A 25,992-nucleotide genomic window follows, 5' to 3' on the forward strand; every position below is an offset into this window, starting at 1 on the left:
CGAGCCGAGACCGCGTCAGGCGACCGTGTCCTCCGCCAGCCCGCGCAGCAGCGCCGCCAACCCGTCCGGGGCCCGGCCGACCAGCCGCGCGCTCGTCACCACCGGCGCCCCCGACTCGTAGCACCGCCGGAACCCCGCCTGCCCGAGCCGGCGCCACAGGTCGTGGTCCTCGCCCGTCGCGCGCGGGCCGAAGCCGCCCACCACGTCGAACGCGTCCGCTCGCACCCCCAGGTTCGCCCCGTACACCGACCCGTGCCCGTCCTCGGTCCGCGCGCGGTCGAGGACGTGGTCGTACCGCGCCAGCGCGCGGGACGACGCGCTGAACGGCTCCGCCAGTTCCGCCGTCCCCGCGACGGCGTGGTAGCCCTGGCGCGCCCGGGCCAGGTGCGCCCGCGCCCAGCCGGGCGTCACGCGCGTGTCGGCGTCCGTGCTCAGCAGCAGGGTCCGGGACGGCGCGGGGGAGCCGAGCGCCGCCCGCACCCGGGCCACGCCCAGGTCGCGGACCTCACCGACCGTCCGCGCCGACCGGGAGACCACGACCACGCCGGGCACCTCGCCGAACGCCGTGCGCGCCACGTCGGCCGTCGCGTCGCCGCACCGGTCCGCGACGACGCAGACCGCGCGCGCGATTCCGGCGGGCAACCGCCGCAGCGCGAGGTCCACCGCGCGCACGCAGGCGCCGACCAGGGAAGCCTCGTCCCGCGCCGGCACGACGACCCCGACCGCCTCGATCACCGGCGCCTCAGCACGTGCAGCAGGAACTCCTCGTCCGTGTGCTCGACCAGCGGCTCGAACGCGGGATGCGCGAGGAGCCGCGCGTGCGCGTCCCGGCCGTCGCGCGGGGCCTCGGGTGCCCACGGGAGCCAGTGCGCGGCCAGCAGGTGCCCGCCGGGACGCAGCGCCGCCGCCGACGCCTCGATCGTGGCGGTGAGCTCCTCGTCGTCCAAGTAGTACAGAAGCTCGCTGTAGACCAGCAGGTCGACCGGGCCGGCGGGGATCGCGGCCGGTACCGCTCCGATGTGGACGTCCACCTGGGACAGATCGGCGACGGCGGCGCGCGCGCGGTCCACTGCCGCGGGCACCGGGTCGAACGCCACCACGCGATCGGCGCGCGCCGCGAGATCCCGGGTCAGCGCCCCGACGCCGCAGGCGGGCTCGACGACGGTCCCGTAGTGCTCGTCGGGCAGGCACGCCAGCACCATCGCCCGCTTCCGCCGCTCGTACCACTTCGTCGCGACCGACCACGGGTCGTCCGCGGCCGCGTACAGCGACGCGAACCGGCTCACCGGCGCCGACGTCCGCGGCGGCTCGCGGAAGAACACCTCGCTCCCGCCGGAGAAGTGGGCCAGCACCTCCTCCGGCAGGATCGGCTCTTCGCCGCGGGGCCCGGGCTTGAGCTGCGAGGTGAACGCCGCGATCGCGGCCGCCTTCGCCTCGCGTTCCGCTCCCGTCAGCCGCAACGACCGCGCCCGGGACCACGGGATCGCCGGGTCGTCGTGACGCAGCCGGTGCCAGAGCCAGATCGGGTACGACCAGCACTGCGCGGACACCGGCGCGGCGGCGAGCGCGGCCCGGGCGGCCGCCTGGTGATCGGGGTGCGGGTCGGCCGGCCACGGCAGGAGGCACAGGTCGTGGCCGTCCGCGTGCGAGCGCATCGCCGCCGTCAGTTCGTCGCCGCGGGACGCCAGATCGGAGTCCGGCAGCCCGAGCCAGACGGGTTCCACATCGGACAGTCCTTGCGCCCGCAGGGAATCCCGCAGTTCCCGGCGGCGGGTGCGGCCCAGCGCCCGCCGTTCGTCCGCCCCCGCCGCGGGGAAGGCCGCTTCGCCGTCGGTCGCGACGACGAGCGTCACCGCGGTGCCGGCGGCGTGCAGGCGCTGCAGGAGACCGCTCGCCCCGAGCGTCTCGTCGTCCGGGTGCGCGGCCACGACGAGGGCGCGTTCGAACCGCTCGCCCGGCCAGTCCGGGATCACGCCGCGCCCAGGACGGTGCGGCCGAGCGCGGCGAGATCGCGTTCGGCGTGGTGCTGGCGGACGTACACCGGCAGGTCGGCGACGCGCTGGGCGAAGCGTCGGTCCCGGCACGCCGGCGTCGGCCCGGTCACCTTCAGCGCCCGTTCCAGGACTTCGACGGCGGTCCGTTCCGCCGCGGCCCGGCAGGTGCCCGCGACCAGGGCGTCGACCTCGGCCGTGGCCGCTCGCAGCAGCACCGCTTCCGCGCAGCTCAGCGCGGTGTGCATCGCGCCGACGTGCGCCAGCTGGTGTTCGTCGGCCTCGCCGCGGTCACGCAGGTAGGCGAGGACGCCGTCGAGGACGCCCGCGGCGCCGCCGAGCCAGACGGCCGCGACGCCGGCCCCGCCCAGGGCGAACCCGGGCCGGGCCACGTACCAGCCGGGCGGCCCGACGAGCGTGCCGGGCACGCCGTCGAACACCACGTCCCCGCTGTCGGAGGCGTCCATCCCGACGGCCTGCCACGCGTCCGGGTGCCGCCGGACGCGCGGATCGGCGAGGTCCACTTCGACCAGCCGGTCGCCCGCCGCGACCAGGGCCCGCTCCAGCAGGGACAGCCCGGAGCAGAACCGGACCGTCCCGGTGAGCGCGCCGTCCTCCAGGACCGCGCCGGTACCGCCGGACTTCGCCGCCCACACGCCGTAGAGCGCGCCCGGCGCGGGGGACCGGTCGGCCTCGGCGAGGATCGCGACGGCGTCGGTGTGGCCCTCGGCGAGCCGGGCCAGCGCCAGGTCACGGCGGCCGAACGCGGCCAGGCCCGCCCACCGCGCCGCGGTCCGACCGCCACCGGGGAGAGGAAGATCGAGCGCGCCCGCGGCGTGCAGCGAGCGCAGTTCCGCGCCGACCGCGGCGGTGGTGCGCGGCGACGGCAGGGGTTTCGGCGGGGTCTCCGCGAGCAGGGCGTTCACAAGATCCACGAGTACCCCGATTTCGGCGGGTTACGCGGGCGCGGGCCGGGCACCCCAGGGGGTATGACGAAAAATCGGGCCTACCGCGAGGGCGCACTGCTCAAGGAAGACTTCCCGATGGCGGACGTCTCGGACTTCCTGGCCGAACCGGACACCGTCGTCTGGGCCGACCTCTGCGAACCGTCCGAAGCGGACCTCGCCGAGCTGGCCGAAGAGCTGGGCCTGCACCGGCTCGCCGTGGAGGACGCCGTCCAGGAGCACCAGCGGCCCAAGCTGGACCGCTACGACGGCCACTTGTTCCTCACCGTCTACGCGGTCCGGTTCGACGCCGCGAGCGAGCGCACGAAGACGTCCGAGCTCGCCGTGTTCATCACACCCCGCGCGCTGGTGACCGTCCGCAAGGACGACGGCTTCGACATCGAAGCCGTCACGCGCCGCTGGGACCAGGCGCCGGACCTGGCGAAGTCCGGGGTGCCCTTCCTGCTGCACGGCCTGCTCGACCTCATCGTCGACGGGCACTTCGACGCCGTCCAGGCACTCGACGACGAGGTCGAGAAGCTGGAGGACATGGTTTTCGACGAGCGCCCGGACACCGCCGAGCTGCAGCAGCGCTCGTTCCGGTCGCGCAAGAACCTGACCGCGCTGCGCCGGGTCGTGGCACCGGTGCCCGAGGTCGTCGGCTCGTTGATGCGGCCGGACCTGAAACTGGCCGACGACACCACCCGCCCGTACTTCGAAGACGTCCGCGACCACGCGCGGCAGGCCGCCGAGCAGGCCGAAGCGCTGCGCGAACGCCTCACGACGGTCCGGGAGACCCAGCTGAACCTGCAGAGCGACCGGCTGAACCTGATCATGAAGAAGGTCACCGGGTGGGCCGCGGTGATCGCGGTGCCCACCGCGGTGACCGGCTTCTACGGCCAGAACGTCGCGTACCCGGGCAACGGCACGACGGTCGGGTTCTGGGTCTCGACGGTCGTCATGCTGGTGCTCTCGGTCGGGCTGTACGTGCTCTTCAAGAAGCGGGACTGGCTATGACCCCGGGATCGGCGCACCGCGGCGGACCAGGTCCTGGCCCCGCTCGTAGTCCTCGTCGGCTTCGTGGGTGAGCACGCCGACCGCCTTGCCGTCGCGTTCGTACCAGACGGTGAAACCGCCGTCGTCGCGCGGCAGCGGGCGGGCGCGGTCGAAGCCGTCGCCCCAGGCGGCGTACTTGAGCACGCGATCGCCGATCACCGACCAGAAGCCGGGCACCTCGTCCCACGCGGCGTCCTCGCCGGCCGCGGTCCGCCCGGCCACCTCGCCCATCGCCAGGCCTTCGCCCCAGTGCTCGACGGCCAGCGCGCGGCCCGCCGCCGGGTTGTGCGCCAGCGCGACGTCCCCCGCCGCGAGCACGCCGGGCCGGCTCGTGCGCAGGTGCTCGTCGGTGCGGATCCGGCCGTTCTCGACGGCGAGCCCGGCCGCCTCGGCCAGCCCGATCCGCGGCCGGACGCCGGTGGCGAGCACGACGAGCCCGGCGTCGAGGACCGGCACGAGATCGGTGCGGACGCGGTAGCCGCCCTCGACCGACAGCAGCTTCGTGCCGCGGAGCACGCTCACGCCCTCGGTTTTGAGCCACCGCAACAGGAATTCGCCCGCTTCGCGGCCGAGCCGCTTCTCCTGCGGGACGTCGTCGGGGCAGACGACCGTCACCTGTACCCCGAGGCGCGACAGCGAGACCGCGGCTTCGCAGCCGATGAACCCGGCGCCCACGACGATCGCGCTGCGCACCCCGGACGCGGCCGCGCGCAGCTCGCGGGAGTCGGCGGCCGAACGGAGGGTCCGGACGTCGGGGTGGTCCGCGCCGGGGATGTCCGGCCGGACGGGTTCCGCGCCGGTCGCGAGCACGCAGGTGGTGAACGGGTGGACCGCGCCGGCGGCGGTGCGGACTTCGCGGTCGCCCAGTTCGGTGACCGGGTCGCCCAGCGTGACGCTGATGTCGTGCTTCCGCTCGAAGTCTTCGTCCAGCGGCGTCAGTTCGGCCTCGCCGCGCAGGAACTCCTTCGACAGCGGCGGGCGTTCGTAGGGCGGGTCGGTGTCCGCGGTGAGCAGGCGGACTCCTCCGGTGCCGCCCGCTTCCCGGTAGGCGCGGGCCGCCGACACGCCCGCCGGTCCGCTTCCGATGACGACCAGGTTCTCGGCATCCATGCCGACGGGGTACCCCGGGCGTGCGCCGGTACACCTCGTCCACAGTGGAGCGTCCACAGTGGACACCGAAAGCGCGCGCGAAAACCGGCGGTGCCCCCGCCGGGTGCGGGGTACCGCTGTCTGGGAGCGCGTTCAGCCGAATGGGTCAACGTGGCCGGATGGCCTGGGAGGAAAGGAAAGGCTCTCGAGCACCGCCTGGGGAGCGCGCGCGGACACGGGCGCGGCTGGTTGCTCAACCGTTGCCCGTCAGCATAGTGCAGCTGCACTATGCTGGGCCATCCGGTGTGCTCACCGGGACGGCGCTCCGTGCGCCGACAAGCGGAGAAACGGGTGGCGGATGGGTGGGGCAATGGCCGAGGGGACGCGCCCGGGTGCCAAAGGCGCGGTCGCAGGCGTCGGCGAGGCGGGGGAGCAGGAACTGCGCCGCCTGCTGGCCGGCCTGACCGCCGTCCGCGACGGCGACTTCGGCATCCGGCTGCCCGGCGGGGCCGACGGCCTGCTCGGCGAGATCGCGACGGTCTTCAACGGCATGGCCGACCAGCTGTCGCTGTTCACCTCCGAAGTCACCCGCGTCGCCCGCGAGGTCGGCAGCGAGGGGCAGCTGGGCGGCCAGGCGAAGGTCCCCGGCGTGTCCGGCACGTGGAAGGACCTCACCGACTCGGTGAACGCCATGGCCGGCAACCTGACCACCCAGGTCCGCGACATCGCCCAGGTGGCGACCGCGGTGGCCAAGGGCGACCTGTCGCAGAAGATCGACGTCGACGCCCGGGGCGAGATCCTCGAGCTCAAGGACACCGTCAACACGATGGTGGACCAGCTGTCGTCGTTCGCGGACGAGGTCACCCGCGTGGCCCGCGAGGTGGGCAGCGAAGGCCGGCTGGGCGGCCAGGCCCAGGTGCCCGGCGTCGGCGGCGTCTGGCGCGACCTCACCGACTCGGTGAACTTCATGGCCGGGAACCTGACCGACCAGGTCCGCAACGTCGCCCAGGTGACGACGGCGGTCGCGAAGGGCGACCTCTCCCAGAAGATCACGGTCGACGCCCGGGGCGAGATCCTCGAGCTGAAGAGCACGATCAACACGATGGTGGACCAGCTGTCCTCCTTCGCGGACGAGGTCACCCGCGTCGCCCGCGAGGTGGGCACCGAGGGCCGGCTGGGCGGCCAGGCCGACGTCAAGGGCGTCTCCGGCACCTGGCGCGACCTCACCGACTCGGTGAACTTCATGGCGGGCAACCTCACCGACCAGGTCCGCAACATCGCCCAGGTCGCGACGGCGGTGGCGAAGGGCGACCTGTCCCAGAAGATCAACGTGACCGCCCGCGGCGAGGTCCTGGAGCTCAAGGACACGCTGAACACGATGGTGGACCAGCTGTCCGCGTTCGCGGACGAGGTCACCCGGGTGGCGCGCGAGGTGGGCACCGAGGGTCGGCTGGGCGGCCAGGCCGACGTCAAGGGCGTCTCCGGCACCTGGAAGGACCTCACCGAGTCGGTCAACGTCATGGCCGACAACCTCACCGCGCAGGTCCGCTCGATCGCCCAGGTCACCACCGCGGTCGCGCGCGGTGACCTCTCGCAGAAGATCCGGGTCGACGCCCGCGGTGAGATCCTGGAGCTGAAGGAGACCATCAACACGATGGTCGACCAGCTGTCCGCGTTCGCGGACGAGGTCACCCGGGTGGCGCGCGAGGTGGGCACCGAGGGCAACCTCGGCGGCCAGGCCACGGTCCGCGGCGTGTCCGGGACCTGGAAGAACCTGACCGACAACGTCAACGTCATGGCGTCCAACCTGACCGGCCAGGTCCGCTCGATCGCGCAGGTCGCGACGGCGGTCGCCCGCGGTGACCTGTCGCGGAAGATCACCGTCGAGGCCAAGGGCGAGGTCGCGGCGCTGGCCGACGTCATCAACACGATGGTGGACACGCTGTCCGCGTTCGCGGACGAGGTCACCCGGGTGGCGCGCGAGGTGGGCACCGAAGGCATGCTCGGCGGCCAGGCCCGCGTGCCGAACGTCGCCGGCACGTGGAAGGACCTCACCGACAACGTCAACTCGATGGCGAACAACCTCACCGGGCAGGTCCGCAACATCGCCCAGGTGACCACCGCCGTCGCGCAGGGCGACCTGACCCGCAAGATCGACGTCGACGCCCGCGGCGAGATCCTCGAGCTCAAGACCACGATCAACACGATGGTCGACCAGCTCTCCGCGTTCGCCGCGGAGGTCACGCGCGTGGCGCGCGAGGTCGGCAGCGAGGGCCGCCTCGGCGGCCAGGCCGAGGTCGAAGGCGTCTCCGGCACCTGGAAGCGGCTGACGGAGAACGTGAACGAACTGGCCGGGAACCTCACCCGCCAGGTGCGCGCGATCGCCGAGGTCACCAGCGCCGTCGCCGAGGGCGACCTGACCCGCTCGATCACCGTCGACGCCTCCGGCGAGGTCGCCGAGCTGAAGGACAACATCAACTCGATGGTGGAGTCGCTGCGCGAGACGACGCGGGCGAACCAGGAGCAGGACTGGCTCAAGTCCAACCTGGCCACCATCACCGGGCTGATGCAGGGCCGCCGCGACCTCGCCGTCGTCGCGGCCGCGGTGATGGACGAGCTGGTCCCGCTGGTCAACGCCCAGTACGGCGCGTTCTACCTGGCGGACGACACGACCGAGGTGCCCGAGCTGCGGCTGGTCGGCGCGTACGGCCACCCGGACGACGGCGACGGCCCGGTGGTGCGGTTCCGGGTCGGCCAGTCGCTGGTCGGGCAGGCCGCGCGCAGCCGCCGCCCGATCGCGGTCGACGACGTCCCGCCCGGCTACGCCACGATCTCGTCCGGGCTCGGCAGCACCGCGCCCGCCGGCCTGATCGTGCTGCCGATCGTCGTCGAGGACCAGGTGCTCGGCGTGCTCGAGCTGGCGTCCGTGCACGGCTTCACCCCGGTGCACCGGGCGTTCCTCGAGCTGCTGATGGAGCAGATCGGCGTCAACGTCAACAGCATCGTCGCCAACGCCCGCACCGACGAGCTGCTCGGCGAGTCGCAGCGGCTGACCGCGGAGCTGCAGGCCCGGTCCGAAGAGCTCCAGGCGCGCCAGGAGGAGCTCCAGTCGTCCAACGCCGAGCTGGAGGAGAAGGCGGCGCTGCTGGTCACGCAGAACCGCGACATCGAGACGAAGAACCTGGAGATCGAGCAGGCCCGCCAGGAGCTGGAGGCCCGCGCCCAGCAGCTGACGCTGGCGTCGAAGTACAAGTCGGAGTTCCTGGCCAACATGAGCCACGAGCTGCGCACCCCGCTCAACAGCCTGCTCATCCTCGCCCAGCTGCTCGCGCAGAACCCGACCCGCAACCTCACCGCCAAGCAGGTCGAGTACGCGGGGATCATCCACTCCGCCGGGTCGGACCTGCTGCAGCTGATCAACGACATCCTCGACCTGTCGAAGGTCGAGGCCGGGAAGATGGACGTCACCCCGGAGCAGGTGTCGCTGCGCGGGCTGCTGGACTACGTCGAGGCGACGTTCCGGCCGATGACCTCCCAGCGCAACCTCGACTTCCGGATCAGCGTCGCCCCCGGCTCGCCCACCGAGCTGCTCACCGACGACTCGCGGCTGCGGCAGGTGCTGCGCAACCTGCTGTCCAACGCGGTCAAGTTCACCGAGGTCGGCGGGATCGAGCTGCACATCGCGCCGGTCGACCCGGAGAGCCTGCCGCGGCCGCTGCGCGCGCACGGGCCCGCCGTCGCCTTCCGGGTCACCGACACCGGGATCGGGATCGCCGAGCACCAGCTGGAGTCGATCTTCGGCGCGTTCCAGCAGGCGGACGGCACGACCAGCCGCAAGTACGGCGGCACCGGCCTGGGCCTGTCGATCAGCCGCGAGATCGCCCAGCTGCTCGGCGGCGTCATCACCGCGGAGAGCACGCCCGGCGAGGGCAGCTCGTTCACCTTCTCGCTGCCGGTCGCGCGCCCGGACTTCGCGCCGCTCCCGGCGGGCGAGCACCCCGGCACCGCCGTCGCGGCCGGCGACAACGGCAACGGCGTCACCCCGTCGGCGCCGCGGTCCCACCGGCGGCTGCTGGTCGTGGAGGAGCGCCAGCACGGCCTGCTGACGCTCGTCGCCGAGAGCGCCGCCGCGGACCTGGCCGACAGCCGGGACATCGGCATCTCGCCGGCCGAGGTCGAGGTCGTCACCGCGGTCGGCACGCAGGAAGCCGCGGCCGCGCTCGCCACCGACGCCTACCACTGCGTCGTGCTCGACCTCGACCTGCCCGACCGCACCGCGTTCGGCTTCCTCGACGCGATGCAGGGCGACAGCGCGCTGCGGCTGGTCCCGGTGCTCGCGCACAACAGCCGCCGCCTCGACGGCGAGCTGGAACAGCTGGTGCAGTCCCGCGCGGACGTCCAGTCGCTGGAAGTGCTGTCCGGTTTGGACGAACTGCGCGAGCGGATCGCGCTGCACCTCTCGGCCGAGGAGCCCGGCGCGGTGCTGCCGCTGGTCCGGCCGGACGAGCCGGCCGCGCCGGTGCGCGCGGCCGACGTCGACACGACGCTGTCCGGGCGCACGGTGCTGATCGTCGACGACGACCCGCGCAACGTCTACGCGCTGACCGGGATCCTTGAGCTGCACGGGATGCAGGTGCTGCACGCCGAAGACGGCCGCAAGGGTGTCGAGACCGTCGCCGCGCACCCCGGCATCGACCTGATCCTGATGGACGTGATGATGCCGGAGATGGACGGCTACACCGCGACCGCGAAGATCCGCGCGATGCCGGAGCACGCCCGCATCCCGATCGTCGCGGTGACGGCGAAGGCGATGCCGGGCGACCGCGAGAAGAGCCTCGCCTCGGGCGCCACCGACTACGTGACCAAGCCGGTCGACGCGGACGACCTGATCGCCCGCATCAAGCGGCACGTGACGGCGTGATCGGGTGACCGCCGACGAAGAGACGCTCCCGGTGCTCGCCCCGCCGGCCGAGGTGTCCGCCAACCTGGCCCGGCTCGCCGACACCGTCGCCCGCCTGCGCGGCGAGGTCGACCACGCCCACGCCGTCGCCGACGGCCGCGCGCTGATCGAGCTCGCCAAGGGCGTCCTGATGGAACGCCTGCACTGCACGCCGTCCGACGCCGCCCGGCAGCTGGAAACCCTCGCCGAGCGCGCCGGGATGACGCCGCTGCAGTTCGCCGCGGACGTCGTCGGCGAGGCCGCCGAGGACCGGATCAGCGAGGTGACGCAGGAGTTCCTGGCCAGCGCCGAAGGCGAAGACTCCGTCGCGGTCCGGCTGCGCACGGCCGAAAGCGGCGTCCTCGCGGCGGGGGACACCCAGCGCGTCGCGGAGTCCATTTTGGAGCACGCGCTGCGGCCGCTGGGCGCGACGGCGGTCGCGGTGTGGCTCGCCGGGCCCGACGGGTCGATGACCCTCGCCGGTTCGGCCGGGTTCTCCGCCGAGGAAGCCGCGCGCTGGCGGTACGTCCCGCCCGGTGTCGCGACTCCCGCGCGCAGCGCGCTGATCGAGCGCGACACGGTCTGGTACCCGACGCTGTCCGGCGGCGGGCTGCCGTCGATCGGGCAGCACACCCTGGGCGAAGGCGGCCGCGTCGCGGTGCCCACCGGCACCGGCGGCCGGATCATCGGCGTCGTCGAGATGTGCTGGCCGGACCCGCTGCCGTCCGAACCCGGGCGGCAGCTGCGTCAGCTGGAGGCGCTGGCCGAGCTGTGCGCGCACACGCTCGACACGTGGGACGGCGTGGTCGCCCCGGTTGCCGCCGACGGTTCCGGGGACTTCCTCGGCGAGCTGGTGGACTTCGTCGACGGCCTGCACGACCCGGCGGTGCTGCTGTCGCCGTGCGTGGAAGGCGGCCGGTTGAGCGACTTCCGCATCCACCACGCCAACGTCCGGTTCGCCGACCCGGGTGGGCGCCCGCGCAGCCGGATCATCGGCACGCGGCTGCTGGAGACCTACCCGCTGGCCGCGGAGGAGAGCGGCCTGCTCGACAAGGTCCAGCGGGTCTACGCGACCGGCGAGCCCTTCCGGGCCGACAGCATGGCCGTCACCACGCTCGTCGATCAGGTGCCGCTGACCGTGCTGACCGACGTCAGCCTGACCCGGTTCGCCGGCAACGTGCTGCTGATCCTGCGCATCCAGGACGACGCGGCGAAGCTCGCCGTGCTGCTGCAGCACGCCCAGCGCCTCGGCCGCATAGGCGGCTTCGAAGAGAACGTCGTGACCGGGGCGATCACCTGGAACACCGAGCTGTTCGCGCTGTACGGCCTCCCGCCGACGGCGACTCCGCTGTCCCTGCACGACCTCGCCGCGCACGCCCACCAGGACGACGCGCAGGCGATCGGCCGGTTCCTGCGCGCGGTGCTGCACCACCGGCGTCCGTCGTCGACGGCGTTCCGGCTGCAGCGCTCCGACGGCGTCGCCCGGCACATCCGGGTGGTCGCCGAGCCGGTCGTGGACGGCCGCGGCGAGCTGGTCGCGGTCCGCGGCGCCTACCAGGACGTCTCGGCGCAGCACTGGACCGAGGTGGCGCTGGCCGCGACGCGGGACCGGCTGGCCGAGACCGAGCAGGAGGCGATCGAGCGCAACCGGCTCGCGCTGCAGCTGCAGCACGCGATCATGCCGCCGGCCAAGGGCCCGATCGACATGCCGGGCCTGCGCGCGGCGGTCCGCTACCGGCCGGCCGAGAAGGAGCACCTGGTCGGCGGCGACTGGTACGACGCGGTGGCGCTGCCGACGGGCGAGGTCCTGCTGTGCGTCGGCGACGTCGCCGGGCACGGCATCGACGCGGCGACCGGCATGGTGAGCCTGCGCAACGCGCTGCGCGGGCTGGCGGCGACGGGCGCGGGGCCGGCCCAGCTGCTGACGTGGCTGAACCTGGTGGCCTACCACCTGACCGACCACGTGACGGCGACGGCGGTGGCGGCGGTGTACGACCCGGCGAACCGCAAGCTCCGCTGGGCCCGAGCCGGCCACCTGCCCCCGATCGTCCGCCACCGCAACGGCGGCGCGACGACGCTGCCGCTGATCCGCGGGTCGCTGCTGGGAGCGGTGCGGGACGTGGTGTACCAGGAGGAGGAGCTGCAGCTCGACGAGGGCGACATCCTGCTGATCTACACGGACGGGCTGATCGAGCGGCGCGATCGTCCGGTGCAGGAGACGGTGGCCCGGTTGGTGTCGCTGGTGAAGGGGCATGACGGCGGGTTGGAGAACCAGCTGGACACGCTGCTGACGTACAGCACGGCGGACACGGACGACGACACGTGCGTGGTGGGCATCGAGGTCCGGACGACGACGTGAAGCGGCGATCTTCGCTGGTCGGTCCCCGCGCTGGACCGACGCGATGATCCCCGCGCTCTAAACTTCGCATGAACGTCCGGCCTCTCCCGATAGTTCCGCCTGCTAGCCACATAGGTATTTCGTCATTGAGCGTGTACTTCCAGCAGCGAAAGCAGCATGAGGAAGATCTCGAAGCGTGAAAGCATGCTGACAATCGTGCATTCGCGTATGTCGGCTGGCCGCAGGGTCGGAGCCCCGGCCACCGGCGCGGCCTGGTCTCGTTTGACCAGGACCTCACATTGCGCGAGCAAGTCGGCGCAATCGACCGACACGGGCGGGTTGCCGTCCAGTGCTGCAGGCAGGGCAGCGCTCAGGCGGGACGGCTCGAGTTCCCGCCGTCCTGGGGGCGGGTTGGTGACCGATCAGAACCAATGAGGTGCACGACAACACGTCTTGGTTTGACTCGCCTCTAGACAATTCGATCGCGGTAGGGTACAAGTCGGAGGCACTCCTTGTCCTGCCGAGTGGTTCGAGTCGAACCACCCCCGTTGCCCCAAGGAAAGAGCGTGGATGCACACCCTCACAAGTAAGCGCGTCGCGAAGTTCTCGCGCGACTTCGGCTTCGGCGGAACTGAGGCTGATCAGTTTGAGCGATACGTCGCAGCGAACTACCTCTTCCAGTACGTGGGCGACAACGTTGAACTGATTGAACGCTCGGTCCTTGGTGGCGGTAGGGATGAGGGCATCGACATTGCGGCAGTAGTTGTCAACGGCAAGATTGTCTTCGAGCCTGAGGAGATCGATGACCTTATTGCGGAGCAGGTTACAAATTCCGCGAAGGTGATTTTCATTCAGGCCAAGACGAGCGAGTCATATGACTCGAAGTTGATAGCCAAGTTCCTTCATGGCGTGGAGGCTGTGACAAAGTACGCGATGAAGCCGAAGAGCGTTGCTCTGCCGCCGCGCTTGGTCGATTTGGCCAATCTGATTGACAGGATTGCGGAGAGTGGCGACAAGTTCCAAGATAGTCGAATTCCTTGTGAGCTTTACTACGTCACGACGAGCTCCAATGATGGCAGGAGTGCGCAGGCCGAGCTTCAAGTCTCGGAGGCGATGGTGCGCATCCGGCAGATCGAGGCCTACTCTGAGGGGCTCAAGCTTCGCACTCATGGGCACGAAGAGCTCGCTGCCAAGCAAAAGGAGCGACATGGGCCCCAGAACGTGCAGTTTCATTTCGAAAAGCGCCAGACGATACCTGCCACTGACAGGGTGAGTGAAGCCTACATCGGGCTCGTATCTGCTGTCGAACTCCTGAAACTGCTGAAGGATGACTCTGGCGAGGTGCGCGTCGGCATATTCGATGACAATGTTCGCCTAGACCTTGGCTCCCAGAACCCGGTCAACAGCCGGATTATGGGAACTCTGCAGTCGGCAGAGCGTGAGCATTTTCCCTTTTTGAACAATGGTCTTACGATAATTGCAACCGATCTTCGGGGGCTTGGAGATAGATTTCTTATTTCAGGCTACCAGATCGTCAACGGCGGGCAGACGAGCCATCAGCTCATCCGATGGGCTGAATCGGCTGAAGTCAAGAATTCTCCCAGTTTGCTGTCTGACGTGTGGGTGCCCGTCAAGATCGTGAGTTCGAACGATGCGACTGTTCGGACGAGTGTTTCGATCGCTACCAATCTTCAAACCGCGATCGGGTCTTCGGATATCCAAGCAAGTTCGCAGGTGGCGAAAAATGTGGAAGAGTATTTCGCTCAGACTGGCGTGGACGGTCTCCGTTACGAGCGCCAGAACCGTGGAACAGTTCTGGAGTTCGCGCGCACCCGCGTGGTGACAACACCCGAACTTAATCGCGCTGTGGCTGCGACTCTGTTCGGAGAGTCATCGCGAGCAATTGGATCGCCGAAAGATCTGGAAGCTGAAGATACGTTCGTTTGAGGGGAGTATCCCGAGGAAACGTATTATTACGCCGCTTGGATCATTTATCGTATTGATAGGTACTTTGCTCGGACGCAGGAATCGACTATCTTGAAGGTGGCTAAGTATCACATTGCTATGATGGTGTCCGCCCTTGTAAATCCGGATCTCATACCTGTCTTCGAAGCGGGCGATACCGATGCTGTGGCTCAGAGGCTGATGAAACCGCGAAAATTGAGGTTTCGAGTATCTGACGGGAAGCTGTCGGATGAGATAGAGGCGGCGATAGCTTCGGCGGCGAGGCTAACGGCAGAGTTCTTCGAAGGCGTGCTCGCTGAAGGGCGGAGTCTGCGGAAAGATGATGTGCGGAGCAGGAGGAGTCAGGAAGCCTTATTGCATCAGGTAAAGGCACTCAGTGCTAACTGATCTAGTCAACCCTGCCCGGAGGTTGATGGAGGTTGGGCATCAGCTAGTTCGCGGCCGAAGGTAGGCTGGGTCGAGACCGGTGAGCCGCAGTGGTCGAGTATGCAGAGCCTCGGATCCTTGGGTGAGTGGTTCAGGAAAAGCCCGGTCTGACAGCCCGGCCGGATCGAACTACGTCTGCGCCGCCCATCGTAAGGAGCGTTCGAGACCGGTTCGGCCGGGTGTCCGGTGCGGCGTCTGGGCCGTCAATGTCGCTATCCCGGCCCCACGACTCGACTCGTGATGCTCTGCGTGACGGGTTCTGCCGACCGGTCGGTGGGGTCACGTCGACGCCCGGGGGTGGCACCGGTTCGCACTCGTGGTCGCCGACCTGGCCGCCGACGTCGAACGGCTGACCGACGCCGGTGTGAAACTGCGCGGGGACGTCGGTCTTGGCGTCGGCGGTGATCACGTGCTCGTCGAGCTGTGCGGCCCGGGACGAGGCGCGGCTCAAGGGTTGACGGCCAAAACCAGAAACCCCGCCAGCAGCACCAGGTGCACCCCGCCCTGCAGCCGGGTCGCCCGGCCGGGGACCACCGTCAGCACGCTCACCACCACCGTCAGGGCCAACAGCACGATCTGCGTCGAACCCAACCCCAGCAGCAGCTGGACCGGCAGCCACACCGATGCCAGCGCGATCGCCGGGATCGTCAGGCCGATGCTCGCGATCGCCGAGCCGTAGGCCAGGTTGAGGCTGATCTGCATCCGGTCGCGCTGGGCCGCGCGCGTGGCGGCGAGCGTCTCCGGCAGCAGCACCAGCAACGCGATCACCACGCCGACGAACGACTGCGGGAACCCGGCCGCGCGCACGCCCGCCTCGATCGCCGGGGACTCCACCTTCGCCAGGCCGACCACCGCGACCAGCGCCACCAGCAGCAGCGCGAGGCTGCCGAGCGCCGCCCGGTTCGACGGCGGTTCCGCGTGGTCGTCCTCCTTGACCTCGCCGTCGGCCGCCACCGGGAGGAAGAAGTCGCGGTGGCGCACGGTCTGGGTCAGCACGAACGTCCCGTACAGCACCAGGGACGCGAGCGCCGCGAACGTCAGCTGCGCCGGGGAGAAGGCCGGCCCGGGCGTGCTGGAGGTGAACGTCGGCAGCACCAGGCTCAGCGAGGCGAGCGTCGCGACCGTCGCCAGCGCGGCCCCGCTGCCCTCGGGGTTGAACAGCGTCGAGCCGTAGCGCCGCGCGCCGACGAGCAGGGAGATGCCGACGATCCCGTTGGTCGTGATCATCACCGCGGCGAACACCGTGTCCCGCGCGAGCGACCCGGCCTCCGGCCCGCCGGACACCATCATCGTGACGATCAGCGCGACCTCGATGACGGTGACCGCGACCGCGAGCACCAGCGACCCGAACGGCTCGCCGACCCGGTGCGCGACGACCTCCGCGTGGTGCACCGCCGCCAGCACGGTCGCGCCCAGCGCGATCGCGACGACCGCCACGAACACCGGGCCGAGGTCGCGGCCCCACGCCAGCGCGAGCACGACGAGGCCGAGCACCGGCGTGACGGAGGTCCAGGACGTCAGGAAGGATCTCAGCGCGGCCATGTCCCCACCCTGTCACACCCATGGGAAAACCGCCTGGTCCTACGGCGATTCTCACATAGTCCCTTGTGGACGGTCGAGGCCGGCGGCGAGGACGTACCGCCGGAAGGTTTCGCTGAGCGGCGGGAGAGTCCGCCCGGCCGCCCAGGCGAGGCCGATGTCGCGGGCAGCGTCCACATCGGTCAGTGCGAGGTGCGGCGCCGGGAACGTCGCGGAGCGCGGCAGCGGCAGCACCGACACGCCGAGCCCGGCGGTGACGAGCCCGCGCAGCGTCTCGACTTCGTCGCCCTCGAACCCGATCCGCGGCGCGAACCCGGCTTCGGCGCACAGCCGCTCGGTCGTCTCGCGCAGGGCGTAACCGGGCCGCAGGAGGATGAACGTCTCGTCCGCGAGGTCGGCGAGGCGGACGCGCCGGCGGCCGGCGAGCCGGTGGTGCGGCGGGACGGCGAGCCGCAGCGGCTCGACGAGCAGGCGTTCCCAGTGCAGCTGCGCGTGCCCCGGGTCGCCGCTGGTGATGACGAGGTCGGCGGTGCCGTCGAGGAGCTCCGCCTCGAGGCCGGCTTCGCCGTGCTGCCGCAGTTCGAAGCGGGCGCCCGCGTGCTCGCGCAGGAAGCCGCTCAGCACCGACGGCACCAGCCACGTGCCGAACGTGTGCAGGAAGGCCAGCGGCACCACGCCGGTCCCGGGGTCGACGATCTCGGCGACCTCGCGCAGGCCCTGGTCCAGCTGGTCGAGCACGAGGTCGACGTGGCGGCGGAACGCGTGCCCGGCCGGGGTCAGCCGCAGCACCCGCCCGGAGCGGCGGAACAGCTCGGCGCCGGCGTCGTGCTCGAGCCGCCGCAGGGCCCGCGACAGCGCGGGCTGGGTGAGGTGCGCCCGCGCGGCGGTCTCCGTGATCGTGGCGCCGCCGGCGACCTCGCGGAACAGGCGCAGCGTCTGGACGTCCATGCCCCGAGTGTATGGATGTTCAGCCAATCAGGCATTGGACGCATCGGTCGGGACGGGCCACGCTGGAGGCATGGCAACCGTCGCAGAACAACTGGTCAGGACCCTGCGGGACGCGGGTGTCGAGCGCATCTACGGCATCGTCGGCGACAGCCTCAACCCGATCGTCGACGCGGTCCGCCGCACCGACGGCATCGAGTGGGTGCACGTCCGGCACGAGGAGACCGCCGCCTTCGCCGCGGCGGCCGAAGCGCAGGTCACCGGCAAGCTCGCCGTGTGCGCGGGCAGCTGCGGGCCGGGCAACCTGCACCTCATCAACGGCCTGTTCGACGCCCACCGCTCCGGCGCGCCGGTGCTCGCGATCGCGTCGCACATCCCGTCGAACCAGATCGGCACCGGCTTCTTCCAGGAGACCCACCCGGACCGGCTGTTCGCCGAGTGCAGCCACTTCAGCGAGGTCGTGGCCGACCCCGCACAGCTGCCGCGGCTGCTGCGCATCGCCACGCAGGCCGCCGTCGGCAAGGGTGGCGTCGCCGTGCTGACCATCCCGGGTGACCTGGCCGACCGCAAGGCGACCGGCCCGCTGACCGAGCGCCTCCCGCTGGTCACGCCGTCGCCCGCGGTGCCGTCCGCGGAGACCGTCCAGGAGCTGGCGGACCTGCTGAACTCGGGCGAGAAGGTGATGCTCTTCGCCGGCGCGGGCGTCCGCGGCGCGCACGACGAGGTCATGGCGCTGGCGGAGAAGCTCGCGGCGCCGGTCGGGCACTCGCTCGGCGGCAAGGAGTGGATCCAGTTCGACAACCCGTTCGACGTCGGTATGAGCGGCCTGCTCGGCTACGGCGCCTGCTACGACGCGATGCACGAGGCCGACCGGATCGTGTTGCTGGGCACGGACTTCCCGTACGACAAGTTCCTCCCGCAGGCCCGCACGATCCAAATCGACCACGACGCCTCGCGCCTCGGCCGGCGCACGCCGCTGGACCTGGCGGTGCACGGCGACGTGCGCGAGACGCTGCGTGCGCTGCTCCCGCTGCTGCGTCCCCGCAACGACCGCGCGTTCCTCGACCGGATGCTGCGCGAACACGTGCGGAAGCTGGAGAAGGTCGTCGGCGCGTACACGACGAAGATCGAGCAGCGGCGCCCGATCCACCCGGAGTACGTCGCCTCGGTGCTCGACGACGTCGCCGCCGACGACGCGGTGTTCACCGTCGACACGGGCATGGGCAACGTCTGGGCGGCGCGCTACCTGACGCCGAACGGCCGCCGCCGCGTGCTCGGCTCGTTCCGGCACGGCAGCATGGCGAACGCGCTGCCGCACGCGATCGGCGCGCAGCTGTCCCAGCCGGGGCGCCAGGTCGTGTCCCTCTCGGGCGACGGCGGGCTCGCGATGCTGATGGGCGACCTGCTGACGCTGCCCGCCTACGACGTCCCGGTGAAGGTCGTGGTGTTCAACAACGCCACGCTGGGCATGGTGAAGCTGGAGATGCTCGTCGACGGCCTCCCGGCCTTCGGCACCGACCACGCGCCGGTGAACTTTGCGGCGATCGCGGCGGCGTGCGGGGTGTTCTCGGTCCGGGTCGAGGACCCGGCCGACGTCCGCGGCGCGCTGGAGCGGGCGTTCGCCCACCGGGGCCCGGCGGTGGTCGAGGTGGTGACCGACCCGAACGCGCTGTCGATCCCGCCGCGCATCACCGGCGAGATGGTGCGCGGGTTCGCCTTGGGTGCGACGAAGACGGTGCTCAACGGCGGCGTCGGCAAGATGGTCGAGCTGGCCCGCACCAACCTGCGCAACGCGCCGCGGCCGTGAGCCGGGGGTGGCCACCACGCCGTTGGGGTGGCCACCCGCCGGTTCACGGGTCCGTGACGATGATCCCGGCGGCGGCGAGCAGTTCCAGCGCCGCCACCACCCGGGCCCGGCTGGTTTCGGCGAGTTGCGCGGCGTCGAGCGCGTCGCGGGCCGTCGCGTGCATCGCCAGGGCCCGGGCGAAGCGGACCACGTCCGGAGCGTCGAGCAGGCACCCTTCCCGGCGCTCGTGGACGAGCTCGTCGAGGGGCACCAGCGGGTTCAGCCGGTACGGCACGTCGAGGTCCACTGTGGACTCCGTCGGGTCACCCGTGGACGATGACGCCGCGGATGTTCTTGCCGTCGCGCAGGTCCTGGTAGCCCTCGTTCACCTGCTCGAGGGTGTACTTGCGGGTCACCAGCTCGTCGAGCTTGAGCTGACCGGCGTCGTAAAGGCGCAGCAGCCGGACGATGTCGTACTGCGGGTTCGCCGAGCCGAACAGCGTGCCCTTGATCGTCTTCTCGAACAGCGTCAGGACGCCGCCGGAGACGTGCACGGTGAGCTTTTCGGGGTTGGCGAGGCCGGTGATGACGACCGTGCCGCCCTTGCCGACGACGTTGAACGCCTCGCTGACGACGTCCTCGTCGACCGTGCCGACGGTGATCAGCGCCTGGTCGGCCAGCTGGCCCCAGGTGAGCTCGTTGACCTTCTCGGCGGCTTCGGCCGCGGTCGCGAACGCGTGGGTGGCGCCGAACTTGAGCGCCGTCTCCCGCTTGAACTCGATCGGGTCGACCGCGACGACGTACTTCGCGCCGGCGTGCTTGGCGCCCTGCACGGCGTTGATGCCGATGCCGCCGATGCCGTAGACGACGGTGGTGTCGCCGGCCCGGACGCCGCCGGCGTAGTTGGCGGTGGCCCAGCCGGTCGGGACGCCGCAGCCGACCAGGACGGCGGTCTCCAGCGGCAGCCAGTCGTCGACCTTCACCACCGAGTGCTGCGAGATGGTGGCGCGCTCGGAGAACGTGCCGAGCATGCACATCGCGCCGAAGTCCTGCCCGCCGCCGTGGAAGCGGAAGGTGCCGTCCGGCATGTGGCCGTCGAGGATGGTGGCGCCCATGTCGCAGAGGTTCTGGCGCCCGGTCGAGCAGTAGCGGCAGGTGCCGCAGTTCGGGATGAAGCTGCAGACGACGTGGTCGCCCGGCTGCACCTTGGTCACGCCGGCGCCGACCTCCTCGACGACCCCGGCGCCCTCGTGGCCGCCGATGATCGGGAAGCGCGGCACGAGGTCGTTGTCGATGAGGTGCAGGTCCGAGTGGCACAAGCCGGCGGCGGTGTACTTGATGAGCACCTCGCCGGGGCCCGGGCCGTCGAGGTCCAGCTCCATGATCTCGAACGGTTTCCCGGCATCGAACAGTACGGCTGCCTTGGTCTTCACGGCCATCTCCTCCACGTGCGGCGGTGGTGACCTCGATTGTGTGCAGCCGCCGGTTCCGTGAAGTGTCCGAATCCCGGACACCGACGCTCAGCGGACCCGCAGGGCGCGCATCCGGTTGTAGAGCGTCGAGCGGCTGATGCCCAGCTGCTTGGCCGCGCGGACCTTGTTGCCGTCGCACGCCCGCAGCGTCCGCACGATCACGTCGTACTCCGCCTGCTCCCAGCCGCTCAGCGCGCCGCCCGGGGCGGTCTCCGCGCAGCCCGGTGCCACGTCCTCCGCCGTGAGGTCGCCCGCCGAACGGCGGTCGGCCGCGCCCGCCAGCACTCCCGCCAGCTCGCGGAGGTTGCCCGGCCACTGCTGGGACCCCAGCAGCTCCAGCGCGCCCGGGGTCAGCCGGAGGGTGTCGCTGAAGCCGCGCAGCAGCGCGCGGGCGATCGCCGGGATCTCGTCGCGGCGCTCGCGCAGCGGGGGCAGCTCGATCCGCCGGTGCATGCGCGCCGCCAGGGTCGCCTGCTCACCGCGCAGCTCCGCCGGCGGGCCGCTGAGCAGGGCGAACCACGCCGTCGTCGTGTCCAGCAGCCGGGCCAGGCGGACCGCCGCCAGCGGGGGCAGCAGCTGGACGCCGTCGACCACGAGCAGACCGCGCAGCGACGCCGCGGCCTCCACCCGCGCGCACCACTCCGCCTCGCCCGCGACGACGTCGGAGGCGTCGAACTCATGCACCGGCTCGTCCCCGGCGACGACCCGCGCCGCCGTCGTCCGGCCCGCGCCCGGCTCGCCGGAGATCAGCACCCGCCGCCGGGCCCGGCCCGCGCCGCGCAACCGCTCGTCGACCTGCGCCGGGAAGAGCGCGCGCTCGGCGCGCGGACGGGACACGACCGGGCTCGACGTCCGGACCGGCGCCAGTTCGAACAGCAGCCCGGCGTTCGCCGACACCGCCTCGACGCGCACCTCGACCGGCGTGCCCGACGTCAGCAGCAGCCGCCGGAGCCCGCGGCGGGTGCGGCCCAGCTCGCGCAGCAGCCGGTGGTCGGCCGTGTCGACCAGCTCGGTCGCCGCGGTGTTCGCGAGCACGACGTCCTGGCCGAGCGCGAGCACCGCGCACGCCCGGTGCTGCACCGACTGGAACGCGGCCAGCAGCTGCTGCTCGGCGAGCTTCGCGCCGTCGAGCAGCCGCCGTTCGATGTCGGCGACCGCGCGCCGCAGGAACGGCCCGAGCAGCGGGTTCGCGTCGCCGGCCGGGCCGGTGATGTCGAGGACGCCGGCGAGCCGCCGCGTCGCCGGGTGCACCACGGGGTGGCCGTAGCAGGTGAACTGCTTCATGGCTTCGAGGAAGTGCTCGTCGCCGTCGACGGAGACGCCGCGGCGGGTCTCGAACGGCGTCGCGAGGGAGTTCGTCCCGGTCCGCTCCTCCAGGAACTGGCAGCCGGGCACCGCGCTGATGGTCTCGAGCGCCACCTCGACCGACCGCTCGCTGAACCGGCGGGCGACGATCCGGCACTCGTCGTCGGCCAGCACGACGCAGAAGCGCGTGCCGGCCAGCTGCCGGGCCAGGTCGTCGAGCACCGGCGAGGCGGCCCGCAGCAGCCGGCTGCGGCTGTCGACGTCGGCGAAGTCCAGGCGCTCGACGGACGAGGCCGGCGAGAGCCCGGAAAGCTCCGCCCGCCGCCACGACTGCGCGATCTCGGTCCGCAGGTCCACTCGCACTCCTCGTCGAGCCGATCGGTGTCCCCGGACTGCCATCATCACACGCGGCGCAAGGGCGATGCACCGTCTCCGCGGAATCCGTTGCGGCGCAAGGGGTTACGCGCCCCACTCCGGCAGCCGGACGCCGTGCAGGCCGCGGTAGGCCGCGCGCGCCGGTTCGCGCCGGCCGTCGAGCAGGGCGTCACGCGGCTTGAACACCTCGACGCCGATCGGGTGGCAGACGTCGATCGGGTCGCGGGCGTCCGGTCCCCAGAGCGGGATGGACAGGTCGCCGCCCGGGCAGGTGGACAGCGCGCACAGCAGGTCCAGCTCGGCGAAGAATTCGAAGTGGTCGCCGGGACGAGCGGGGCAGGCCTTCATGAAGTACCGGTCTTCGTCGTTGAGGCCGGTGCACTGGAAGACGTTCAGGACGTCGTGCACGTCGAACTCGGTCAGCCCGAACGGCGCGACCGCGCGCACGAGGTTCGAGTGGCAGTGGAAGTCGAAGTCCTCGCCGGTGAGCATCCGGTTGACGTAGGGGTCGCAGCGGGTGCCGAGCAGGTCGTGCACCCGGCCGCCTTCGGCGTCTTCGCCGTAGTTCTCGAGGGTGTCGGCGGTGATCGTGGCGAGCGGGCGGAGGAAGGGGAGCGTCGACCACAGGCGGTCGAACGTGCTGACGTGGGCGCGCTGGAGCTGGCGGGTGCGCGCGGCCCAGAAGCGTTCGCGGGGGTCGTGGGCGTTCCACAGGTTGAGGTCGCCGACCTGCGGGCCGTCGACGGTCTTGAGGCGGCAGAGGTGGCCCGCGGGCACGCGCCAGGCGCGGCCGGAGCGGATGGGGACCTCGAAGGCGTCGACGAGCTCCCGGCCGTCGTCCCCGGCGAGCCGCCGGTAGAAGTCCTGGTCGACGTCGAGCGCGCGGCCCTGGTAGGCGGCTGGGGGCATCGGGGTCTCCCTCGTGCGGTGTGGATGCGGGTCCAGCATGCCTCGGTCACGCACGGTGGTGTTCGATCACTCGTTCGGCTGCTGGGGTCGGGGCCGGTCCGCTCTTACCGTCGAGGGAGCTCTACTCGTGGGAGGAGTGACCGGCGGTGCTCGTGGCCTTCCAGCGCACCGGTGACGAGCGTCGCCTGCCCGCCGCGGCGGAGCACCTCGTCGGGTTGCTGCGTTCGTGGGGCCCGGGCCCGGACCATCTGACGGGTTTGGCGCTGGCGGGGATCACGGTCCCGAGCCGCGGCGGCCCCCGGGTGGTGGACGCGCTGGTGTTCACCCGGTCGGGGGTAGTGGTGATCGCGGCGCACGAGCCGGGGGCGGGGGTATCGCCGGGGCCGGAGGAGCGAGCCGGCGCCGGGGTGGCGGCGGCGAAGGGGGCGTTGGCCGCGCACGACGGCGGCCGGTACGTGACGGGGCTGGTGGCGGTCGTGCCGCCGGTCGCGGAGTCGGACCGGGGCGGCCGGCTGGCCGAGCCGGCGGGGGAGCCGCATCGGTTCGCGGCCGGGCCGGATGCGAGCGGTCGTGCTGGGGATACCGCGGCGCCAGGGTGGGGCGGGGGCGAGGAGGTGGCTGCTGGGCCGCCGGAGTCGCGCTCGGTGGGCGATCCGCGACCGGGTTCGCGGCCGGGCGGGAGCGACGATCTGGATGCCCGGCCGCCGGAGCCGCGCTCACTGGGTGACCCGCGACCAGGTTCGGGGTCGAGCGGCGAGGATCTGGCTGCTGGGCCGCCGGAGCCGCGCTGGGCGGGCGATCCGCGACCGGATTCCGGGCCGGGCGGGACCGCGGATCCGATCGCCGGGCTGCCGGAGCCTCGCTCGGCGGGCGATCCGATTTCACCCGAGTCCGCGCCGAGTCCCCGCGAAGGGCAACTCGAGCCCAACGGCCCCGAAACCCTTCCCCACCCGCGCGTCCCCGAGTCCGTCCCCGGGGTGGCCGTCGTCCTCGCCGATCCGCGCGGTCTCCGCCGGATCATCGGACAGCACAACCGGTGGCGGACCGTCTGGTCGGCCGACGACGTCCTCGACGCCTGCTACGCCCTCTCCCTCGCCCACCTCGCGCCGCCCCGATCCGCCCTGCTCGCCGACGGCTTCCCCGCGCGCATCCACGCCCGGTCGCCGCTGCCCGTGCTCCCCGCCGTGGTCGAACTCCCGCCCAGCCCGCTGCCGCCGCCCGTGGCCGAGGCTCGGCCCGCCCTGCGGATCCCGGTCCAGCGCACCCAGGCCGTCTTCCCGCGGCAACGGCCCATCCGGCTCGTGCCGTGGGGGCTGCTCGTCGTGCTCACGCTGCTCGTCACCGCGGGGGTCGTCGCCGCGGTTTTCGTCGCGCAGGTCTTCCACGGCTCGTAAAGATCGCGCCAACTACGCCATCTGCACCGTTTCCCCGCGTCGTCGCTTGGGCACCTCCCGGTAGACGTGAAAGGGGTTCACGATGCCGCGCACCCGAGCGCTCCTTCTGCTCGCCGTCCTGACCGGCGCCTCCCTCACCGGCTGCAAAGTGCCGAACGACCTGGCGGCCGGGAGCCAGCCCGGCGGCACGCAGCAGGCTCCGCCGATCGCGCCCTCCGAGGCGCGGGCCCAGCTGGCGAAGCTCCAGATCGCCGTGCGCGGCACCATGGACGGCTACAGCCGCGACAAGTTCCCGCACTGGGACAAGGTCGACGGCGCCTGCGACACCCGCGAAGAGGTCCTCAAGCGCGACGGCAAGGACGTCACCACGAACGCCGACTGCGCCCCGAAGTCCGGCACCTGGGTCAGCGCGTACGACGGCGCGACCTGGCACAAGGCGTCCGATGTGGACATCGACCACATGGTGCCGCTCGGGCAGGCCTGGATCAGCGGCGCGAAGAAGTGGACGCAGGAGCGCCGCGAGCAGTTCGCGAACGACCTGACCCGCCCGCAGCTGCACGCGGTCACCGACAACCTCAACGAGCAGAAGAGCGACAAGGCCCCCGACCAGTGGAAACCGCCGCTCGTCTCGTACTGGTGCACCTACGCCACGGACTGGATCGTGGTCAAGAGCAACTACGGCCTGACGATCACGGTCCCGGAGAAGACGGCTCTCGAAACGATGTTGCAGCACTGCTAGAACGAGCGCGCCGCCGCGAGCGCCTGGCCGGCGTACGACTGTCCGAACAGGACCGTGTGGACCAGCAGCGGGAACAGCTGGTGCAGCCCGATCCGGTCGCGCCAGCCGTCGGCCAGGGGCGCGGCCTCGTCGTACGCGGCCAGGACGCGGTCGAGGTGCGGGCAGCCGAACAGGTGGAGCATCGCCAGGTCCGTCTCGCGGTGCCCGCCGTGCGCGGCCGGGTCGATCAGCCACGCCTCGCGGCCGTCCCACAGGACGTTGCCGGTCCACAGGTCGCCGTGCAGCCGCGCGGGCGGCTCGGCCGACGCCGGGATCCGGGCGCAGGCACGCTCGAACAGCGTCGCCTCCGCCGGGTCGAACGTCCCCGCGTCGACGGCCCGGCGGACGTACGGCAGCACGCGGTCCGAGGCGTACCACGACGCCCAGTCGTCGGCCGGGACGTTCGCCATCGGCGCGAGCCCGATCCACGCGTCGGCGGCCCCGTCCGGCGGAGGTGAGCCGAACGCCGGCGCCCCGGCCGCGTGCAGACCCGCCAGCCCGCGCCCGAAGCGCTCCGCCGCCGGGGCCGACGGACGACCGGAGGGAACGCGGTCGATGACCAGCGTCTCGTCGTCCTGGCTTCGGACGACCGGCACCGGAACCGTGCCCGCCGAGGCGAGCCACCGCAGACCGGCCGCCTCCGCGGCGGTCGCGCCGGGGGCGTGCCCCCGCTTGACCACGACGTCACGCGGATCGCTCATGTCCCGCACGGTACCGGCGCGCTACGGTGGTCGCCGGAGA

The 25,992-nt window shown here is 71.7% G+C and carries 19 protein-coding genes; 8 read left to right on the forward strand and 11 right to left on the reverse strand.

Going from position 1 to position 25,992, the window contains the following annotated elements; all coding sequences use genetic code 11:
- Window positions 1-15 precede the first annotated feature (15 nt).
- From ACIRSS_RS44115 to ACIRSS_RS44125, 3 genes are read right to left on the reverse strand one after another with little or no spacing between them, the layout of a single operon-like run.
- Window positions 16-735, reverse strand: a complete 720-nt coding sequence (locus tag ACIRSS_RS44115; RefSeq protein ID WP_400906593.1) for a glycosyltransferase — start codon at window positions 733-735, stop codon at window positions 16-18.
- On the reverse strand, window positions 732-1,973 hold the full coding sequence (locus ACIRSS_RS44120) for a bifunctional PIG-L family deacetylase/class I SAM-dependent methyltransferase (protein WP_400906596.1): 1,242 nt from the start codon (window positions 1,971-1,973) through the stop codon (window positions 732-734). The genes ACIRSS_RS44115 and ACIRSS_RS44120 overlap by 4 nt, the downstream gene beginning before the upstream one ends.
- The gene (locus tag ACIRSS_RS44125; protein WP_400906599.1) at window positions 1,970-2,926 is read right to left on the reverse strand and encodes an acyl-CoA dehydrogenase family protein; all 957 of its coding nucleotides are present in this window, start codon (window positions 2,924-2,926) and stop codon (window positions 1,970-1,972) included. Before ACIRSS_RS44125 ends, ACIRSS_RS44120 begins: the two co-directional genes overlap by 4 nt.
- Window positions 2,927-2,980: 54 nt before the next feature.
- On the opposite strand from ACIRSS_RS44125, the gene ACIRSS_RS44130 reads away from it, so the two are divergent.
- Window positions 2,981-3,952 carry a magnesium transporter CorA family protein gene (locus ACIRSS_RS44130; protein ID WP_400906602.1) on the forward strand — a complete coding sequence of 324 codons (972 nt, stop codon included), beginning with the start codon at window positions 2,981-2,983 and terminating at the stop codon, window positions 3,950-3,952.
- On the opposite strand, the gene ACIRSS_RS44135 is transcribed toward ACIRSS_RS44130, so the two are convergent.
- A complete protein-coding gene (locus tag ACIRSS_RS44135) occupies window positions 3,947-5,101 on the reverse strand; it encodes an NAD(P)/FAD-dependent oxidoreductase (protein ID WP_400906604.1) in 1,155 nt (384 codons plus the stop codon). The two genes, ACIRSS_RS44130 and ACIRSS_RS44135, sit on opposite strands and share 6 nt — an antisense overlap.
- 349 nt (window positions 5,102-5,450) lie before the next feature.
- Between ACIRSS_RS44135 and ACIRSS_RS44140 the strand changes: the two genes are divergently transcribed.
- From ACIRSS_RS44140 to ACIRSS_RS44155, 4 genes are all read left to right on the forward strand, one after another.
- Window positions 5,451-10,001 (forward strand): HAMP domain-containing protein, encoded by a 4,551-nt coding sequence (locus ACIRSS_RS44140; RefSeq protein WP_400906607.1) that lies wholly within the window; start codon window positions 5,451-5,453, stop codon window positions 9,999-10,001.
- A 4-nt stretch (window positions 10,002-10,005) separates the two neighbouring features.
- A complete protein-coding gene (locus tag ACIRSS_RS44145) occupies window positions 10,006-12,378 on the forward strand; it encodes a SpoIIE family protein phosphatase (RefSeq protein ID WP_400906610.1) in 2,373 nt (790 codons plus the stop codon).
- A 549-nt stretch (window positions 12,379-12,927) separates the two neighbouring features.
- Window positions 12,928-14,304 (forward strand): AIPR family protein, encoded by a 1,377-nt coding sequence (locus tag ACIRSS_RS44150; protein WP_400906612.1) that lies wholly within the window; start codon window positions 12,928-12,930, stop codon window positions 14,302-14,304.
- A gap of 96 nt (window positions 14,305-14,400) precedes the next feature.
- Window positions 14,401-14,709, forward strand: coding sequence for a hypothetical protein (locus ACIRSS_RS44155; RefSeq protein WP_400906614.1), 309 nt, complete (start codon window positions 14,401-14,403; stop codon window positions 14,707-14,709).
- A gap of 486 nt (window positions 14,710-15,195) precedes the next feature.
- Here ACIRSS_RS44155 and ACIRSS_RS44160 read toward each other — a convergent pair whose 3' ends face one another.
- Both ACIRSS_RS44160 and ACIRSS_RS44165 read right to left on the reverse strand, forming a co-directional pair.
- Window positions 15,196-16,290 (reverse strand): calcium:proton antiporter, encoded by a 1,095-nt coding sequence (locus ACIRSS_RS44160; RefSeq protein WP_400906616.1) that lies wholly within the window; start codon window positions 16,288-16,290, stop codon window positions 15,196-15,198.
- Between the two features lie 51 nt (window positions 16,291-16,341).
- Complete coding sequence (locus ACIRSS_RS44165; RefSeq protein WP_400906619.1) at window positions 16,342-17,235, reverse strand: LysR family transcriptional regulator; 894 nt, start codon at window positions 17,233-17,235, stop codon at window positions 16,342-16,344.
- 70 nt (window positions 17,236-17,305) lie between these two features.
- Here ACIRSS_RS44165 and ACIRSS_RS44170 point away from each other — a divergent pair, with 70 nt between their 5' ends.
- Window positions 17,306-19,039, forward strand: a complete 1,734-nt coding sequence (locus ACIRSS_RS44170) for a pyruvate dehydrogenase (RefSeq protein WP_400906620.1) — start codon at window positions 17,306-17,308, stop codon at window positions 19,037-19,039.
- Between the two features lie 43 nt (window positions 19,040-19,082).
- Here ACIRSS_RS44170 and ACIRSS_RS44175 read toward each other — a convergent pair whose 3' ends face one another.
- The 4 genes from ACIRSS_RS44175 to ACIRSS_RS44190 all read right to left on the reverse strand — a co-directional run bounded on the left by ACIRSS_RS44175 (window position 19,083) and on the right by ACIRSS_RS44190 (window position 23,079).
- A complete protein-coding gene (locus ACIRSS_RS44175; protein WP_400906622.1) occupies window positions 19,083-19,325 on the reverse strand; it encodes a hypothetical protein in 243 nt (80 codons plus the stop codon).
- Window positions 19,326-19,341: 16 nt separating this feature from the next.
- On the reverse strand, window positions 19,342-20,451 hold the full coding sequence (locus ACIRSS_RS44180; protein WP_400906624.1) for an NDMA-dependent alcohol dehydrogenase: 1,110 nt from the start codon (window positions 20,449-20,451) through the stop codon (window positions 19,342-19,344).
- A gap of 87 nt (window positions 20,452-20,538) precedes the next feature.
- Window positions 20,539-22,152 (reverse strand): sigma-54-dependent Fis family transcriptional regulator, encoded by a 1,614-nt coding sequence (locus ACIRSS_RS44185; RefSeq protein WP_400906627.1) that lies wholly within the window; start codon window positions 22,150-22,152, stop codon window positions 20,539-20,541.
- Window positions 22,153-22,254: 102 nt separating this feature from the next.
- Window positions 22,255-23,079 (reverse strand): urea carboxylase-associated family protein, encoded by an 825-nt coding sequence (locus tag ACIRSS_RS44190; RefSeq protein WP_400906630.1) that lies wholly within the window; start codon window positions 23,077-23,079, stop codon window positions 22,255-22,257.
- A 146-nt stretch (window positions 23,080-23,225) separates the two neighbouring features.
- On the opposite strand from ACIRSS_RS44190, the gene ACIRSS_RS44195 reads away from it, so the two are divergent.
- The gene (locus ACIRSS_RS44195) at window positions 23,226-24,473 is read left to right on the forward strand and encodes a hypothetical protein (protein WP_400906633.1); all 1,248 of its coding nucleotides are present in this window, start codon (window positions 23,226-23,228) and stop codon (window positions 24,471-24,473) included.
- A gap of 82 nt (window positions 24,474-24,555) precedes the next feature.
- Entirely contained in the window at window positions 24,556-25,212 is a 657-nt protein-coding gene (locus tag ACIRSS_RS44200) for an HNH endonuclease family protein (protein ID WP_400906636.1), read from the forward strand.
- Here ACIRSS_RS44200 and ACIRSS_RS44205 read toward each other — a convergent pair.
- Window positions 25,209-25,952 carry a fructosamine kinase family protein gene (locus tag ACIRSS_RS44205; RefSeq protein ID WP_400906638.1) on the reverse strand — a complete coding sequence of 248 codons (744 nt, stop codon included), beginning with the start codon at window positions 25,950-25,952 and terminating at the stop codon, window positions 25,209-25,211. The two genes, ACIRSS_RS44200 and ACIRSS_RS44205, sit on opposite strands and share 4 nt — an antisense overlap.
- Window positions 25,953-25,992: the final 40 nt, after the last annotated feature.

The organism is Amycolatopsis sp. NPDC101161 (genome assembly GCF_044768185.1).
Classification (GTDB): Bacteria; Actinomycetota; Actinomycetes; order Mycobacteriales; family Pseudonocardiaceae; genus Amycolatopsis.